This is a genomic window from Neomesorhizobium albiziae (assembly GCF_900114255.1).
Lineage (GTDB): Bacteria > Pseudomonadota > Alphaproteobacteria > Rhizobiales > Rhizobiaceae > Neomesorhizobium > Neomesorhizobium albiziae.
In genome coordinates this window covers 221,064-236,240 of record NZ_FOSL01000001.1, presented here as the reverse complement: position 1 = coordinate 236,240, position 15,177 = coordinate 221,064, and the positions used below count along the sequence as shown (strand labels likewise).

At 63.0% G+C, this 15,177-nt stretch carries 16 protein-coding genes; 8 read left to right on the top strand and 8 right to left on the bottom strand.

What is annotated here, in order from left to right:
- The first annotated feature begins 49 nt into the window (after nt 1-49).
- Entirely contained in the window at nt 50-187 is a 138-nt protein-coding gene (locus F3H98_RS01170) for an entericidin A/B family lipoprotein (RefSeq protein WP_149757436.1), read from the top strand.
- Nucleotides 188-248: 61 nt separating this feature from the next.
- Here F3H98_RS01170 and F3H98_RS01165 read toward each other — a convergent pair whose 3' ends face one another.
- Nucleotides 249-947: a corrinoid protein gene (locus F3H98_RS01165; RefSeq protein WP_149757434.1), complete on the bottom strand. Its 699-nt coding sequence runs from the start codon at nt 945-947 to the stop codon at nt 249-251.
- A gap of 254 nt (nt 948-1,201) precedes the next feature.
- Between F3H98_RS01165 and F3H98_RS01160 the strand changes: the two genes are divergently transcribed.
- From F3H98_RS01160 to F3H98_RS01145, 3 genes are all read left to right on the top strand, one after another.
- On the top strand, nt 1,202-2,779 hold the full coding sequence (locus F3H98_RS01160) for a trimethylamine methyltransferase family protein (protein ID WP_149757432.1): 1,578 nt from the start codon (nt 1,202-1,204) through the stop codon (nt 2,777-2,779).
- A 238-nt stretch (nt 2,780-3,017) separates the two neighbouring features.
- Nucleotides 3,018-3,710, top strand: coding sequence for a hypothetical protein (locus F3H98_RS01150; RefSeq protein ID WP_149757428.1), 693 nt, complete (start codon nt 3,018-3,020; stop codon nt 3,708-3,710).
- 106 nt (nt 3,711-3,816) lie between these two features.
- Nucleotides 3,817-4,251 carry a DUF1810 domain-containing protein gene (locus tag F3H98_RS01145; protein WP_244621554.1) on the top strand — a complete coding sequence of 145 codons (435 nt, stop codon included), beginning with the start codon at nt 3,817-3,819 and terminating at the stop codon, nt 4,249-4,251.
- A gap of 108 nt (nt 4,252-4,359) precedes the next feature.
- Here F3H98_RS01145 and F3H98_RS01140 read toward each other — a convergent pair whose 3' ends face one another.
- The 3 genes from F3H98_RS01140 to F3H98_RS01130 all read right to left on the bottom strand — a co-directional run bounded on the left by F3H98_RS01140 (nt 4,360) and on the right by F3H98_RS01130 (nt 6,839).
- Complete coding sequence (locus F3H98_RS01140; RefSeq protein WP_149757424.1) at nt 4,360-5,331, bottom strand: SDR family oxidoreductase; 972 nt, start codon at nt 5,329-5,331, stop codon at nt 4,360-4,362.
- Between the two features lie 156 nt (nt 5,332-5,487).
- Entirely contained in the window at nt 5,488-5,865 is a 378-nt protein-coding gene (locus F3H98_RS01135; protein ID WP_149757422.1) for a COG4315 family predicted lipoprotein, read from the bottom strand.
- A 170-nt stretch (nt 5,866-6,035) separates the two neighbouring features.
- Complete coding sequence (locus F3H98_RS01130) at nt 6,036-6,839, bottom strand: SH3 domain-containing protein (RefSeq protein WP_149757421.1); 804 nt, start codon at nt 6,837-6,839, stop codon at nt 6,036-6,038.
- A 398-nt stretch (nt 6,840-7,237) separates the two neighbouring features.
- Between F3H98_RS01130 and F3H98_RS01125 the strand changes: the two genes are divergently transcribed.
- Together F3H98_RS01125 and F3H98_RS01120 are read left to right on the top strand one after the other, a co-directional pair.
- A complete protein-coding gene (locus F3H98_RS01125; protein ID WP_149758330.1) occupies nt 7,238-7,816 on the top strand; it encodes an RNA polymerase sigma factor in 579 nt (192 codons plus the stop codon).
- A 2-nt stretch (nt 7,817-7,818) separates the two neighbouring features.
- The gene (locus tag F3H98_RS01120; protein ID WP_149757419.1) at nt 7,819-9,894 is read left to right on the top strand and encodes a vWA domain-containing protein; all 2,076 of its coding nucleotides are present in this window, start codon (nt 7,819-7,821) and stop codon (nt 9,892-9,894) included.
- A 75-nt stretch (nt 9,895-9,969) separates the two neighbouring features.
- On the opposite strand, the gene F3H98_RS01115 is transcribed toward F3H98_RS01120, so the two are convergent.
- Entirely contained in the window at nt 9,970-10,512 is a 543-nt protein-coding gene (locus F3H98_RS01115) for a hypothetical protein (RefSeq protein WP_149757417.1), read from the bottom strand.
- Nucleotides 10,513-10,704: 192 nt separating this feature from the next.
- Here F3H98_RS01115 and F3H98_RS31685 point away from each other — a divergent pair, with 192 nt between their 5' ends.
- Nucleotides 10,705-11,121, top strand: a complete 417-nt coding sequence (locus F3H98_RS31685; protein WP_244621553.1) for a hypothetical protein — start codon at nt 10,705-10,707, stop codon at nt 11,119-11,121.
- Nucleotides 11,122-11,234: 113 nt separating this feature from the next.
- Here F3H98_RS31685 and bmt read toward each other — a convergent pair whose 3' ends face one another.
- The 3 genes from bmt to F3H98_RS01095 all read right to left on the bottom strand — a co-directional run bounded on the left by bmt (nt 11,235) and on the right by F3H98_RS01095 (nt 13,884).
- Entirely contained in the window at nt 11,235-12,254 is a 1,020-nt protein-coding gene (bmt, locus tag F3H98_RS01105) for a betaine--homocysteine S-methyltransferase (protein ID WP_149757415.1), read from the bottom strand.
- An 84-nt stretch (nt 12,255-12,338) separates the two neighbouring features.
- Nucleotides 12,339-12,935: a DUF1989 domain-containing protein gene (locus F3H98_RS01100; RefSeq protein ID WP_149757412.1), complete on the bottom strand. Its 597-nt coding sequence runs from the start codon at nt 12,933-12,935 to the stop codon at nt 12,339-12,341.
- A gap of 91 nt (nt 12,936-13,026) precedes the next feature.
- A complete protein-coding gene (locus tag F3H98_RS01095; RefSeq protein ID WP_149757410.1) occupies nt 13,027-13,884 on the bottom strand; it encodes a helix-turn-helix domain-containing protein in 858 nt (285 codons plus the stop codon).
- Nucleotides 13,885-14,120: 236 nt separating this feature from the next.
- Here F3H98_RS01095 and F3H98_RS01090 point away from each other — a divergent pair, with 236 nt between their 5' ends.
- Nucleotides 14,121-15,140, top strand: a complete 1,020-nt coding sequence (locus F3H98_RS01090; RefSeq protein WP_149757408.1) for a fatty acid desaturase — start codon at nt 14,121-14,123, stop codon at nt 15,138-15,140.
- Nucleotides 15,141-15,177: the final 37 nt, after the last annotated feature.

Here is a 15,177-nt window from a genome sequence, read left to right as displayed (position 1 = left end):
AAAATCCGTTCTGGGTGGGCGATATTAGCGAACGAGGGAGTACCCGTCCATGAAACTGTCCAGGCTAGCACCAGTGGTACTGGTCATCAGCGCGGTTGCGCTGGCGGCATGCGCCAATACCGTCCGTGGCGTGGGAAGAGACGTGAAGGCGACCGCCAACGCGGTCGAGGACACCGTCGAGAACTGAGCCACGTTGTCCAACGAGGAGAGGGGCCGCGCATGACGCGGCCTTTTTCATGTCGCCGACATCACGCCGTGGCGCGAACGTTGTGCTTGCGCTTCATGAAGTCCTTGGCCGTCTCGACCGCGACAGCCGCGTCGCGACAATAGGCATCGGCGCCGACGGCCTTGCCGAATTCCTCGTTGAGCGGCGCGCCGCCGACCAGCACCACGTAGTCGTCGCGGATACCCTTTTCCTTCATCGTGTCGATGACGACCTTCATGTAGGGCATCGTCGTGGTCAAAAGCGCCGACATGCCGATGATGTCGGGATGATGCTCCTCGATCGCGGCCAGGTATTTTTCAACCGGGTTGTTGATGCCGAGGTCGATCACGTCGAATCCGGCGCCTTCCATCATCATGCCGACGAGGTTCTTGCCGATGTCGTGGATGTCGCCCTTGACAGTGCCGATCACCATCTTGCCCTGCTTCGGCGCGCCGGTGGCGGCAAGCAGCGGGCGCAGGATGAACATGCCGGCCTTCATCGCGTTTGCCGAAAGCAGCACTTCAGGGACGAACAGGATGCCGTCGCGGAAATCCTCGCCGACGATGCGCATGCCTTCGACCAGGGCTTCGGTCAGCACCTTGTAGGGCGCCCAGCCGCGCTCCAGCAGGATCTGCGTACCTTCCTCGATCTCTTCCTTCAGCCCGTCGTAAAGGTCGTCGTGCATCTGCTGCACGAGTTCGTCGTCGGAAAGCTCGGAGAGGATGATCTCGTCGTCTGACATTCTGAAGCTCCTGTGGCCGCCTTATGCGGGACTTTTACGGCGCGCGAATTCAGGTCAATATCTATTCTGCAAGCATTGCACTTCCATAGCTGATTTGCGACTTCCTGCAAAAGGAAAGCGACCGGGAATCCGTTGTTCTTCTTGTCGATTTTGCGACAGGCGTTGGCGCTCACTGGCCGTTTCGGATAGGGTGTATGGCTACGATCCGGCGAGGGACCGTTGGGCGGTCGAACGGATTTCAGGGAAAAAAGATCATGAGCGAGAACGCGGCAGTCGATCACGAAGCGGCGGCGGGCGGCAGGCGCGGACGCGGCGCCAGCGGGGGTGCTGCTGCACGGCGTGCGGCGCGTTCGGGCGGTGGCCCCGGCATCCAGCAGACCTACATCAACCGCAAGATCAAGGTCTACGAGGTGCTCGACGAGGAAGGCCTGGCGCTGATCGAGAAGAACGCCGACACAGTGCTTGAGGAGATCGGCATCGAATTCCGCGACGACGCCGAGGCGTTGGCGCTCTTCAAGCAGGCCGGCGCCGACATCAAGGGCGAACGGGTGCATTTCCCGCGCGGCCTGCCGCGCTCGCTGCTGAAGACCGCACCATCGCTCTACACCCAGCATGCGCGCAATGCCGATCGCTCCGTGCAGATCGGCGGCAACGCCACTGTGTTCGCGCCGGTCTACGGACCGCCATTCGTGCGCGACCTCGACGGAAAGCGCCGCTATGCGACGATCGAGGATTTCCGCAACTTCGTGAAGCTCGCCTACATGGCGCCGTCGATCCACCATTCGGGCGGCACGGTGTGCGAGCCGGTCGACGTGCCGGTGAACAAGCGCCACCTCGACATGGTGTATTCGCACATCAAATATTCCGACAAGCCGTTCATGGGCTCGGTGACGGCGCCCGAGCGCGCCGAAGATACGGTGGCGATGGCCAAGATCGTGTTCGGCGACGACTTCGTCGACAACAACACGGTGCTGACCAGCCTGATCAACGCCAATTCGCCGATGGTGTTCGACGAGACCATGCTCGGCGCGCTGAAGGTCTATGCCCGCAACAATCAGGCCTGCATCGTCACGCCGTTCATTCTGGCGGGCGCGATGAGCCCGGTGACCGTCGCCGGCACGCTGACCCAGGTGCTGGCCGAAGTGCTTGCCGGCGCTTCGCTGACGCAGCTGATCCGGCCCGGCGCGCCGGTGCTGTTCGGCACCTTCGCCTCCTCGATCTCCATGCAATCGGGGGCGCCGACCTTCGGTACGCCCGAGCCGTCGCTGGTTTCTTATGGCGCCGCACAGCTTGCCCGCCGGCTCGGCCTGCCGTTCCGCACCGGCGGTTCGCTCTGCGCGTCGAAAGTGCCGGACGCGCAGGCGGCTTATGAGAGCGCCAACACGCTGAACTCCACCCTGCTTGCGGGAACGAATTTCGTGCTGCATTCGGCGGGCTGGCTCGAGGGCGGCCTGGCCTCCTGCTACGAGAAGTTCATGATGGACATCGACCAGCTCGGCATGAGCCAAAAATTCGCCGAGGGCGTCGACCTGTCGGAAAACGGCCAGGCGATGGACGCCATCCGCCAGGTTGGGCCAGGCAGCCACTATCTCGGTTGCGACCACACGCAGGCCAATTTCCAGACTGCCTTCTACCGCTCCTCGATCGCCGACAACAATTCCTACGAGCAGTGGCTGGCGGAAGGCGAGAAGACCGCGCCGCAGCGCGCCAACGAACTCGCACGCCGCTGGCTGGAAAGCTACGAGGCGCCACATCTCGATCCGGGCATCGACGACGGGCTCAAGGATTTCATCGCCAGGAAAAAGGAATCGATGCCCGACGCCTTCACTTGAAGGGAGCCCGATTCAGGCGGGGCTAAAGTCGCCAGCATCATTCACAAGGAAGTCTGGCGCAGCGCATTCAAGCGGCCGGGCGAGGGGTGATAGCGTGCGCGTGATCGTGGTGAGGTTCGCGGGACAGCGCCCCCCCTCTGTCCTGCCGGACATCTCCCCCACAAGGGGGGAGATTGGCAGCTTTGGCCTTCCCGCTCGGGCTGGGAGGGGGGCAACGTAGAGTGCGGGCGTTTCCACAATGACGGACGGCGACGATGTGGCTCGACGCATCTCAGCCGCCCTGGCGCCCCACGGTCTCATCCTGCGCGGCGGCTTCGATTTTAATGACAGCGAGTTCGCGCCGCCCGGTCCTTCGGGCCTTCCCGCCAAATCCGTGGTGCTGGTCGGCAATGCCGGCGCTGGCTACTGGCGGCATTTTCAGGCTTGGCGGGAAAGCCGGCCCGGCGATCTCGAAAATCCGCTCGATACATGGTGCCGCGTGATCATCGGGACGGTTGCGGAAAAATTCGGCGCACGGGCGGTGTCGCCATCGGACAAGCCCTATCTGCCGTTCCAGCAATGGGCGATGAGGGCGGAGGGGCTGAAGCCGTCGCCGCTCGGCATCCTCATGCATCCGGAATATGGCCTCTGGCACGCCTATCGCGGGGCGCTTCTGTTCGACGCCGGGATTGCTATCCCCGCGCCTGACAAACAGAATCACCTTTGCGACGCATGTGTCGGAAAACCCTGCATGAAAGCCTGTCCGGTAGCTGCCTATTCCGAGGCCGGATTCGCCTATGACGATTGCCTCGGCCATGTGCGCGGTGAAAATGGCGCGCCATGCCGCGATCGCGGCTGCCTCGACCGCAACGCCTGTCCCTATGGCACGGCGTATCGCTATCCCGCCGAGATTCAGGCCTTTCACATGGCGGCATTTGCCAGAGTGTGTTGATATTCAGGTGATGCCGGCCTGCAAATGGCGGCTTTCTCCGCTTGCCGCGGCTCGCGGCTGGCGGAGTTCTTCGGCGAGACGCTGGGCTGATCTGAGGTACAAGCAAGTGGCTGACGATCCCTACGACCTCAACCGCTTCGTCGCGGCGCAAGCTTCCGTCATCGAGACCGTGCTCGGGGAGTTGCGGCGCGGGCAGAAGGCCAGTCATTGGATGTGGTTCGTCTTTCCGCAGATTGCCGGGCTGGGCTCCAGTGCGATGGCGCAGAAATACGCGATCGGCTCGATTGGCGAAGCGCGGGCTTATCTCATCCATCCAGTGCTGGGCGAACGGCTGCGGACATGCGTGGAACATGTCCTGGAAGTTCGGGAGCGCTCGGCACACCAGATCTTCGGCAGTCCCGACGACATGAAATTCCAGTCGTGCCTCACGCTTTTCGCCGAAGCTTCCGGCGAGGAGGTTTTCCTGCGCGCGCTCGACAAATATTACGACGGGGAGCCGGACCCCGGGACGGTCAGAATACTGGCCGGGCCGAAGGCGTGACGCGCGTTGGAGCGGTTCCGGTTCTTCCAGAACCGGTAATTCGCTCTAACTATTTGTTTTGCCGCATTTTTGCGGACACCAAATGAATTCATTTGGCTGCAAAATGCTCTAATACCCGCCGATGATCGGCAGGATTTCGCCGGTGATGTAGCTGGAACATTGCGGCGAGGCCAGGAACACATAGGCAGGCGCGATCTCCTCCGGCTGGGCTGGGCGTTTCATCGGTGTCTTGGCGCCGAATTTGGAGACGTCCTCGGCTTCCTTTTCCGAAGGGTTGAGCGGGGTCCACACCGGCCCCGGAGCCACCGCATTGACCCGAATGCCCTTGCCGACAAGGTTGCCCGAGAGTGCGCGGGTGAAGGCGTGGATGCCGCCCTTGGTCATCGAATAGTCGACCAGTTCCTTCGAGCCGTCGATGCCTGTGATGGAGCCGGTGTTGATGATCGCCGAACCCGGCTTCATGTGCGGCACGGCTTCCTGCGCCATGTGGAAATAACCGTAAAGATTGGTCTTCAGCGTGGTGTCGAAATGTTTTTCGGTGAGGTCGGCGAATTCGGCTGAATGGACCTGAAAGGCGGCGTTGTTGACTAGCACGTCGAGGCGGCCGAGCTTCTTCACGGTGTCGGCCACCGCTTTTCTGCAATAGCGGCGCTGGCTGACGTCGCCCGGCAGCAGGATGCAGCGCCCGCCTTCCTTCTCGACCGCCTGCTTCGTCGCCTCGGCATCCCGGTGTTCCGAAAGATATGAAATAGCCACATCGGCGCCCTCGCGGGCAAAAAGCACGGCGACTGCACGGCCAATGCCGGAATCGCCGCCGGTGATCAGCGCCACCTTGCCGTCGAGCTTTTTCGAGCCGATCCAGAACGGCGCCTCGTACATCGGCGCCGGTTCGATCTTCCATTCCTCGCCGGGCTTGGGGTGATGCTGCCTGGGGAAGGGCGGCGCGGGATATTTTCGGGCGCCAGCCTGCATGGCCTTCCCATCGGCCCGATCGGGCTTACGGCGATCGTCGGCATCGACCTTCTTCTGGATGATGCGCTGCTTGCGTTCCGCAGCCTTGGCCGAAGCTTGTGCGGGCATGGGTCATCTCCGGTTCCTGGAGAATGCCTAACGCGCGAGGCCACGAAAGGTTTTCACGAGCCGTGCTCGACAGCCCAGCGAAATTGCGAGACGCTGGGCAAATCACCGGAGACCTTACGACATTGACCGCACTGATCGACGCCGAGGGCGTTCGTGTCAGTCCGCCTTTGCGACGTGCCAGACGCCACCCTTGCCTTCGCCGGTGACGTCGCCGGCCTTCTTGTCGTCGATGTAGGTGTATAGCGGCTTGCCTTCATAGGCCCACATCTTGGTGCCGTCGGTGCGCTCGACGAGGCTCCATTCGCCTTCCGCCTTGGCGTCGGCGGCGGCCATGAAAGGCGGCCAGTTGGTGGCGCATTTGTCGTAGCAGTTGGACTTGCCGGCTTCGTCCTTGTCGAAGGTGTAAAGCGTCATGCCCTTGGCGTCGGTGTAGACCTTGCCGGCCGAGCTATCCATGGCCTTGGCGGGCTCCTCGGCGAATGCGGCGGCCGAGGTCAGCAGCAATGCGGCGAACCCTAAAGCGATCGTCTTCATGTCGTGTCTCCCTTGGAATGATGCGTTGCAGCCGGAGGGCTGGCGTCAATCACACCAACGCCGGGAGAGGCGCGATTATTCCGAGGAACAGTGTGTTGATATTCAGGTGATGCCGGCCTGCAAATGGCTCGGCCTGACCTCAATCTCGACACACCATAGGGCGAACCGCGCTATCTGATGACGAAGCCCTTGTAGACGAAGCCGCGGCGGTCGTTGAAGACGATTTCGCACCACGATTTGCATCCGACAAGACTGACGGTGGCGTTGCCCGGCACGACGGTGATGACGGATGCCTCGTCGGCGGGCCCCGAGCGCATTTTCACCGCGGTCCGGATCCTTACCTGACGGGACGTCTGTGCCTGCGCCTGCCTTTGGACGATTCCGGAGATCGGGTCGCTGGGCAGCGGCACCTGCACTGCCTTCGCCTTGCGAGCAACGGCGGCCGTGACGATCGGGTCGTCCACCGGTTTGGGCATCGGGATCGGGACGTTCCCGGCGCCGATCTGCGGCTCAGCCTCGGCGAAAGCCGCTGCGACCACATCGGTGGGAGCCGGCAGCGTCTCGCCGTCCACAGTGGTGGAATTGAGCGCCGCTATGGCCATCGCGTTGTTGGCCGCAACAACCGCCCAGCGTGGGTCGTCGGACGGGATTACCGCGATCTCGGGCTCAGGTGCGGCAACCGGCAGGGCAGCAGCCTGCGGCGGCTGTACCGGCTGGGATGCTGTCGCGGGCTCAGGTCTCGGCGCGGTCGCCGGTGCAATGGCTGTGGCCTCGACCGGAGCCGGGGCTTTCTCTTCGGACTGTGGCTCGGGTTTGCGGGCTTGCGCCGCCACCGGGGCCTCGACGGGTTGCGGCGCGGGCTCGGCCATTGCCTGAGGCCCGGCTTCCGCCTGGGAACTCGCGGTCTGGTCGACGACGAAGGCAGCCAGCAGACCGACACCAAGCAAGGCGATCAAACCCAAACCGGCCGTCATTGCGTCCGGTTTGCCACCCCGGCGAAACGGGTTGTTGTCGCCTCCAAGCTGCAGCGGCCGGCTTTCAGGCGCGCGCCATTGCGTGCGCGCACGAGGTTTTGCCGGACCCGCAGATTTTCGCCCGAACAGGCTTTGCAATACTGAACTCTCCACGCCTACCGACGTCTCGACCGGGCCAACTCCTGCCCCTCCGACCAGCCGACGGTGTGTTCAACGCAGAAACAAACGGGGTTGCCACCCATGTTTCCCTCAATCCATTAGCTTGAATGCGGATTATGGCTTTGGCAAGACTTTGTTTACTTTTGGGCTATCCGACTAAATATCGAGGGCGGCCGCAGGCGCAAAAATAAGTATCGGGCACCCCAAGGAACGCCACAATCGCCTCGTCTCACATGTCGATGATGGCAATGACGCTGGAAGTGGGGATGCTGGAAAAGGGCGATGCGTCCGACGGCCTGTTGATCGGACTGGCGCGCGACGGGGACGAGACGGCGTTCGGCAGGCTGGTCGAACGTCACTATGATTTCGTCTACCGGGTCGCCTACCGCTGGTGCGGTAGCCGGGCCGACGCCGAGGATATCGCGCAGGAGGTATGCATCAGGCTCGGCCGCGCCATACGCGGCTTCAAGGGCAATGCGGCGTTCACAAGCTGGCTCTACACACTGACCCTCAACGCGGCGCGCGATCTCGCCCGCAAGGCGAGGCGGGATGCGGTCAAGACCGAGGCCTACGGTGTCCATGCGCTGGTCTCCGGCGCAACGGGTCTGCTGCCCGACGATCCCGCAGAAGCGATGTGGAACGCGGTGCGGACGTTGCCGGACAAGCAATGCGAGGCCGTGGTTCTGGTCTATGGCGAGGGCTTCAGCCATGCCGCGGCGGCCGAAACGATGGGTTGCGCGGAAGCGACCGTTTCCTGGCACATCCATGAAGCGAAAAAGCGGCTCAAGGTGCTGATGCGCCGGGCCGGGGAAGTGTGACCATGGCTAACAAAGACGACGAATTCGACGTTTTAAGGAACAGCCCGGCGCCATCGCCGAGCGCGCAAGCCAAGGCGCGCGCCCTTGAAGCCGCGCGGGAGGCCTTCAATCTCGAAAAAACCTCCACCGCCGGCCAAGGAACCCGGCACGGCGTTCGTCTCACCGAACGAGCAACCAGGCTCTGGAGTGAGATCATGCAAAGGAAACTCATCGCAACGCCGGCACTTGCCGGGCTCGTCGCGCTGCCGGTCGCCGGCTACGCCACCTTCTACCTGCTTCAGGAAGCGCCGTTCGGGGCTGCGCCGCAAAAGTCCGTCAGCGAAACCGCAGCACCCGCCGAAAAACCGGCGGACGCGCTGGCCAAGGCCGAACGGGATGCGCTTTCGCGCGACAATGCATTGCCCGATGCGGCGGCGCAGCTTTCCGCCGAACCGCAATCGACGCCCAAGCAGGAGGCGCCGGCGGCGAGCGCGCCGGTGCTCCAAGAGAGCGCCGCAGCGGGCAGCACGGCCCTTGAGGCGGCACCTGCACCGGCCGATGCGGCGCGCAGCCGCGCATTTGAGCCAAGCGTTGCCAGCAAGCCGATGGCGGATCAGGCCATCGCATCGCTGCCGGCGCCGCCCGAACCCATGCAGCCGGAAGCCGAAAGCCGCGATCGCATCGAGGATTTCAAGACCAATCCGGTGCGATCGGCGCTGGAGGACCCGGTCTCGACCTTCTCAATCGATGTCGATACGGCCTCCTATTCCTTCGTGCGCCGCTCGCTAAAGGAGGGCCTGCTGCCGCAGCCCGACACCGTGCGTGTCGAGGAGATGATCAACTACTTCCCCTATGACTGGAAAGGCCCGGACGAGGCTTCGACGCCGTTCAATTCCACGATCACCGTGATGCCGACGCCGTGGAACGCCAACACCAGGCTGATGCATGTCGCCATCAAGGGCTACGACGTGAAGCCAGCGGAGAAGCCGAAGGCCAATCTGGTCTTCCTGCTCGACGTGTCGGGCTCGATGGACGAACCGGACAAGCTGCCGCTGCTGAAATCCGCGTTCCGCCTGCTGGTCAACAGGCTCGGCCCCGACGATACGGTCTCGATCGTCACCTATGCCGGCAATGCAGGCACGGTGCTCGAACCGACCAAGGCCTCCGAGCGCCAGAAAATCCTGAACGCGGTGGACACGCTTACCCCCGGCGGCTCGACGGCGGGCGAGGCGGGCATCCGGGAAGCCTACCGGCTGGCGGAAAAGTCCTTCGTCAAGGACGGCGTCAACCGGGTGATGCTGGCGACCGACGGGGATTTCAACGTCGGCCAGACCGATGATGACGACCTGAAGCGCATCATCGAGGAAAAGCGCAAGAGCGGCGTCTTCCTGTCGGTATTCGGCTTCGGCCGCGGCAACCTCAACGACCAGATGATGCAAACCATCGCCCAGAACGGCAACGGCACCGCCGCCTATATCGACACGCTGGCCGAAGCCGAGAAGGTGCTGGTGCAGGACGCTTCGTCGACGTTGTTCCCGATCGCCAAGGACGTGAAGATCCAGGTCGAGTTCAACCCGCAGAAAGTCTCAGAGTACCGGCTGATCGGCTACGAGACGCGGGCGCTCAACCGCGAGGACTTCAACAACGACCGCGTCGACGCGGGCGAGATCGGCGCCGGCCATGCGGTGACGGCGATCTACGAGATCACGCCGAAGGGCAGTCCGGCAACGGCGATCGACGACCTGCGCTACGGGCAGGCGAGAACCGACAATCCGACGGGTGTGGCCAATGCCGACGAATACGCCTTCGTGAAGATCCGCTACAAGGCGCCGGACGGCGACGTCTCCAAGCTGATCAGCACCCCGGTCACATCGGCCAACGAAGTCGCCAATTTCGACGCGGCGAGCGCCGACCAGCGCTTTTCCGTGGCTGTGGCGGCATTCGGGCAGAAGCTTCGCGGCACCGACCAGGTTGCCGGCATCAACTACGACCGCATCGCCGAGATCGCCACGGCGGCACGCGGCGCCGATCCGTTCGGCTATCGGGCGGAATTCCTGTCGCTGGTGCGGCTGGCCGCGGCGCTGGATGGCGGCAAGTAGCTTCCCCAAGCGTTGGCGCGACGTTGGGCGGCGGGCGAAGGATCATCCTCGCCTGCCGTTCGATTTCAAGCGGCGCTATCCGCCGACGTAACCGCCGACCAGCCCGAAAAACCTGCTGATCACGCCTTCGCGGGCAGCGTCGATCTCGTGCTGGCGTCGCTCGGCGTAGCTGTCCTGCTGTTGCATGAGGCCATCCACCCATGCGGGCTGAGGGAGACGCGTCGCGGGATCTCCGGTCCAGCGAAGATCTGCCTTCAGCGAGCGGACGGCGATCGGCTTGTTCATGGCGTCGAAGGCCGTGACCCGGATCTCGTCGGCTGCCGCCGCCGTCTCGAACTGGACCCAGACCAGCGCCGTATTGCTGCCGGATGGTTGGGGCAGGGGCAGGTTGATCACCTGGCCGGCATCGAGGAATTCGCCGGCGCTGAAGGCCCTGGCCTGGAACCGCATCTCGCGGTCTCCGGTATAGGCGACTTCGATGAAAACCGGCTGGCCGATGGCAAGGGTTGACGTCAGCTCCGACGAGGTGCGGGGCGTCGAAAACGACACTTCGACCGCTTGCGCGGTTTCGGCGAGCGCCGATGCAAGGAGAAAGCCGATCAGAAGGGAGAGGCGCATGCGATGTTCCAGAAGACGACTGCCGGCTTGCTCGCACAGCAGCCGGAAATATTTCCTTCGCGGGAATGATAAACTTGTCTCGGTCTGCCGGAGAAAACAGGCAACAATTTTAATCAATTGCCGCCATTTTTCAAAACAGGATGGCAGGAGCCGGCTGCTAGAAGCGGGGGGTCAATTCTGTCGGGGGATGAAATGCTGCTTGGAGGCCTGGGGGCGAGACTTGCCCTGACTGTTTCTACGACCGGCCAGCCTGCCGCATCCACCGAGGGGGAGAACCGGAGTCAGCCGCAGCAGGCGCCTGCCACCACGGAAGACGCGGCGCGCAGCCGTTATGTCTACGTGCCCTCCAGAACGGCGCCGCAGCCTGCAGATCGCGCAGACGACATCGCCTCCGACCTCGAAACACCGGCCCAGACGATGAAAAACGACGTAGCAGAAGCCCGCAGAACCGCCTTGTCCGCCCTGAACAACGAACGTTTTCGCCTGGTCCTGGAACAGGTTTCAGGAGCGGGCTCGTCCGATGCGGTGATGATGATGCGGCGCGATCCGCAAAGCGCGGGCACCGATTTCAAATCGGCGCGCTCGCTCTACGCGGAAAACAGCGAATAATCAGGCCGGCTTTCTCAGAGCGTTCCGGTTCTTCAGAACCAGAAACTCGCTCCAACTATTTGTTTTGCCTGCATTTATGCGGACGCCAAATGATTTCATTTGGCTGCAAAATGCTAGACGCGGGCGCGGCGACGTTCGCGGCGCGCGTCGCTCGTCTCGGCGGTGTTGGCGCTAGCCTGCTTGTTGCGCAGCGGGCCGATGCGGCTGACAATGGCTTCGACGGTCGGGCGTTCAGCCTTCTTGTGCGCATCGAGAGCCTGGCGCATGGCGGCGAGATGGGCAAATGACGTGCCGCAGCAGCCACCGATGATCCTGGCGCCGCCGTCGACCGCGAGGCGCACATAATCGGCCATCAGTTCCGGGGTGCCGGAATAGTGTATCTCGGCGCCGCGGAATTCCGGGATGCCGCAATTGCCTTTCACGATCACCGTCGCTTCGGGTTTCGCTTCAGTCATGTCGAGCAGCGAGGCCAGAATGTCGGATGCGCCGACACCGCAATTGGCGCCAACGCCAAGCGGCGCTTCGGCAAGGCCGTCGGCCACGCCGTGAATATCCTTCGGCAGCAGGCCCATCATGGTGCGGCCGGCAGTGTCGAAGGAACCGGTGTAAGTGTAGGGCAGGCCGACGCGGATGGCGGCTTCCGCCGCAGCGCGGATTTCGTCCGGCGCCGACATGGTCTCAATCCAGGCGACTTCGGCGCCACCAGCCTTCAGGCCCTCGATCTGGTCGGCGAAGGCATCGACCGCTTCCTCATAGGTCATGGCGCCGAGCGGCACCAGAAGCTCGCCGGTCGGGCCGACCGAACCGGCGACGATCACCTTGCGGCCGGCCTTGTCGGCAACGGCGCGGGCGATTTCGGCGGCGCGCTTGTTGAGCTCGTGCACGCGGTCCTGCGCATGATGCAGCTTCAGCCGGTGGCGGGTGCCGCCGAACGAATTGGTCAGGATGATGTCGGCGCCGGCATCGACGAAATTCTGGTGCAGCGCCGTGATCTTGTCGGGCGCGGTGTCGTTGAGCAACTCCGGCGCCTCGCCGGCTTCGAGGCCCATGGCGAAAAGATTGGTTCCGGTGGCGCCATCGGCCAGCAGAACGCCTTTTTCGGCCAGAAGGGCGTCGATCGGATTGGTCGTCATCGGGAACAGCTTTCAAATAAAGGAAGTGATAAGGATATAAAGAAGTCTTTATGTCTAGTCAATGACGCGTCGGGCTAACCGCGATTATTCCGGTCGCGTGACCTCGACCTCGATTTCGGTGCAGACGCCGCCATTGGTAGGGTAATAGTCGACCGAGCAGGCGGTGACGACCAGCAGCAGGTCCTGTTCGGCCCGCAGCGTGATGTAACCGCCGGGCGGATTGATGGACGCGTAGACATCGAGCCGGCCATCGGGCAGGGGCATGGAATTCTGGAACAGGTCGACCGGGTCCGGCGTGAAGGGGAGCGTGATGCCCTCGGCCGCCAGCGCCTTGTGAAGATTGTCCTGGCAGTTGGGATGGCCATGGAAGCCGGCGCGCTCGTAGAGGGCATTGCTGCAGGCGGGATAAAGCATGTCGTGCGGGCCGGGCGACCCATCCTCGACGAGTGTGAGCAGCGGCTTGCCGGCAGTGCTGTAAAAACGCTCGCCCATCGCCGGGAAAAGCCGCTCGCCGATATCGCGCGTGTGCGACGTGCTCAGCCAGTCGAGTGTTTCGCCGGTGGTGAAGGCCCACAGGTCGGCGACCTGCTGGCCCTGGGGATCGACGATGCGGATCAGATCGCCTCTCGACACGCGAATGGCGCGGCCGGATTGCGGCGGGATGACGGTTCGGTTTGGCATTTTTTCCTCAACGGGGCGCTGACGGCAAGCTAACATCAACAGGGTGCGTTGCGGTCAGGCCTCGGCTACCCCAACCGACAGGCCAGCGTGATCAGATGCCGTCGCCATCGAACGAGACGCCGGCAAGATTGCGGGCGAATGCCGCCGCCTCATGGGCGTTGATTTCGGCGGCGCGCACCAGGTTGTCGAAATGCCGGGTCAGGGTGCGAACCGGCTGGGTGGCGTTGAGCACCATATACATGTCGCCGACATAGATGGCGGCGCGTAGCGAGCCGAAGATCGTGTAGGGCACGGAATAACGCACCCGCCCGTCATAGAGAAAAAGCCGGAAGGTCGGATAGAGGTCGTCGAGCAGGTCGGCCATGTGGTTCAACTGGTCGCGGCGCGCATCCTGCGAAAATCCGCTCCACACGCCGAGCCCGCGCGCAAAGATTTCCAGCGTGTGCCGCGGCATGCAGACCTCCATGTCGGTCTCCGGCCGGCGGTTGTATTCGATGCGGTATTGCGTTTCGCCTGCCTGCTTTTCGCGGTTGCGGTGGGAAATGTCGGCTTCGTAGTCAATCAGCGCATCGGTGCGTAGGAGATCGGGGATGCCAGCCGGCACGTAACGGATTTTCGTGCCGGCCGCCTCGGCATGCCAGCGCGCGAGCAAAGTGTGGTTGCGGTCGTTCGACCCTTCCTCGATCTCCAGGCTTTCGCGGATTTCGCCGGTCAGTCCCTCGTCCTGGCTGAGGCCGAGAAGCCAGTCGAGCGACACCTTGTGCTCGGCAGCGATGTTGAGCAGCGTTTCGGCCCTCGGCAGGCGGGTCGAGGCGCCGGCCAGCAGCTGGGACAATGCGGAGCGGTCGATGCCGACCGAGGCAGCGAAGGCGGACTGGTTGGCGCCGGAGCGCGTGAGAAGGATTTTGAGCCGCTCGCGGAACAGGGTGGAAAGGTCTCGCTTGTCCATTCGTCGGCCTTCCTGAAAGCTGGTCGTGCAGCCGGTCTAAACCCGCCAAAAGCGGTCGAAGCCGGCAAAATGTTAATTTTTACCCAAATATGTTCACTAAGTATAACATTTGCGACTTAAGGTGCGCAATATCAACACTTCAAGCGCATTGTCGCGTTGAATCTCCGCTTGCTTACTGACAACGTCTTGTCAGGAGCTTGGGGAAGCTCCAGCGATTCGGAAGGTCGTTGAGGTATATGGGATCGAAAGCAGACACAAAAAGACGCGGCGCCACGCCAAAGATCGAGTGGCCCACAATACTTCTCATCATCGCATGTTATGTGGCCTGGGCGGCGGCCGGTTTCCTGATCTGGCCTCACTATCCGATCACCGCGCTCGCCTTGCTGATTCTGACAATCGCGCTGCAATCGTCGCTGATGCACGAAGTGCTTCACGGGCATCCGACGCGCGATGCCCGGGTCAACGAGGCTTTCGTATTCCTGCCGATCGGCATCGTCTGGCCATTCCGCCGCTTCAAGACCATCCACCTCAGGCATCATGCCGACGAACGGCTGACCGACCCGCTCGACGATCCCGAAAGCTATTATCAAGCGATGTGGCAGCATGAAGAGCTGCCTGCGACGATGAAATGGCTGCTGCGCATCAACAACACCATGGTCGGGCGCTTCTTCATCGGTCCCTGGCTCTCGGTCGTCGGCTTCATCATCGACGACGCCAAGCTGATTGCCGCCGGCGACCGCACCATCCGCCAGGCATGGCTCGTGCACGCAGCGGGCCTGGCCGTTGTCATTCCCGTCGTCACCTATGGGTTCGGCATGCCGCTCTGGCTCTACGTGCTGGCGCCTGTCTGGTTCGGGCAGTCAATCATCGCCATCCGCACCTTCGCCGAACATCAGTGGTCTGAGAACCCGGAAGGGCGCACGATCATCGTCGAGCGCACGCCGCTGTCATTGCTTTTCCTCAACAACAACCTGCACTTCGTTCACCACAAGAGCCCGACGGTTGCCTGGTACAAGCTGCCGAAGCTCTTCCGCGAGCGCCGCGACGAATGGGTGCGGATGAACAACGGCTATGTGTTCCCGAATTACTTCGCGCTGCTGAAGAGCTTCGCCTTCCGCGCCAAGGAGCCGGTGGTGCATCCCGTGCTGCGGCGCACCCAGGAAGCGGGCCGGGCATTCCGGCCGCGGGTGCGCGGACATGCCTCGACCTACGGCGCCGGCACCGTGCCGGTTCCCGCCGAGCCGCCCAAGGAGTGAGAGACTGTCTGAAACAGGTGATGGCGGGCTGCAAATG

Coding starts and splice junctions, on each gene's coding strand:
- F3H98_RS01120 (WP_149757419.1), top strand. CDS start 7,819: ATGGCTAACAAAGACGACGAATTCGACGTTTTAAGGAACAGCCCGGCG.
- F3H98_RS31685 (WP_244621553.1), top strand. CDS start 10,705: ATGCTGCTTGGAGGCCTGGGGGCGAGACTTGCCCTGACTGTTTCTACG.
- F3H98_RS01135 (WP_149757422.1), bottom strand. CDS start 5,865: ATGAAGACGATCGCTTTAGGGTTCGCCGCATTGCTGCTGACCTCGGCC.
- F3H98_RS01160 (WP_149757432.1), top strand. CDS start 1,202: ATGAGCGAGAACGCGGCAGTCGATCACGAAGCGGCGGCGGGCGGCAGG.
- F3H98_RS01150 (WP_149757428.1), top strand. CDS start 3,018: ATGACGGACGGCGACGATGTGGCTCGACGCATCTCAGCCGCCCTGGCG.
- F3H98_RS01125 (WP_149758330.1), top strand. CDS start 7,238: ATGATGGCAATGACGCTGGAAGTGGGGATGCTGGAAAAGGGCGATGCG.
- F3H98_RS01140 (WP_149757424.1), bottom strand. CDS start 5,331: ATGCCCGCACAAGCTTCGGCCAAGGCTGCGGAACGCAAGCAGCGCATC.
- F3H98_RS01090 (WP_149757408.1), top strand. CDS start 14,121: ATGGGATCGAAAGCAGACACAAAAAGACGCGGCGCCACGCCAAAGATC.
- F3H98_RS01165 (WP_149757434.1), bottom strand. CDS start 947: ATGTCAGACGACGAGATCATCCTCTCCGAGCTTTCCGACGACGAACTC.
- F3H98_RS01095 (WP_149757410.1), bottom strand. CDS start 13,884: ATGGACAAGCGAGACCTTTCCACCCTGTTCCGCGAGCGGCTCAAAATC.
- F3H98_RS01170 (WP_149757436.1), top strand. CDS start 50: ATGAAACTGTCCAGGCTAGCACCAGTGGTACTGGTCATCAGCGCGGTT.
- bmt (WP_149757415.1), bottom strand. CDS start 12,254: ATGACGACCAATCCGATCGACGCCCTTCTGGCCGAAAAAGGCGTTCTG.
- F3H98_RS01100 (WP_149757412.1), bottom strand. CDS start 12,935: ATGCCAAACCGAACCGTCATCCCGCCGCAATCCGGCCGCGCCATTCGC.
- F3H98_RS01130 (WP_149757421.1), bottom strand. CDS start 6,839: ATGACGGCCGGTTTGGGTTTGATCGCCTTGCTTGGTGTCGGTCTGCTG.
- F3H98_RS01115 (WP_149757417.1), bottom strand. CDS start 10,512: ATGCGCCTCTCCCTTCTGATCGGCTTTCTCCTTGCATCGGCGCTCGCC.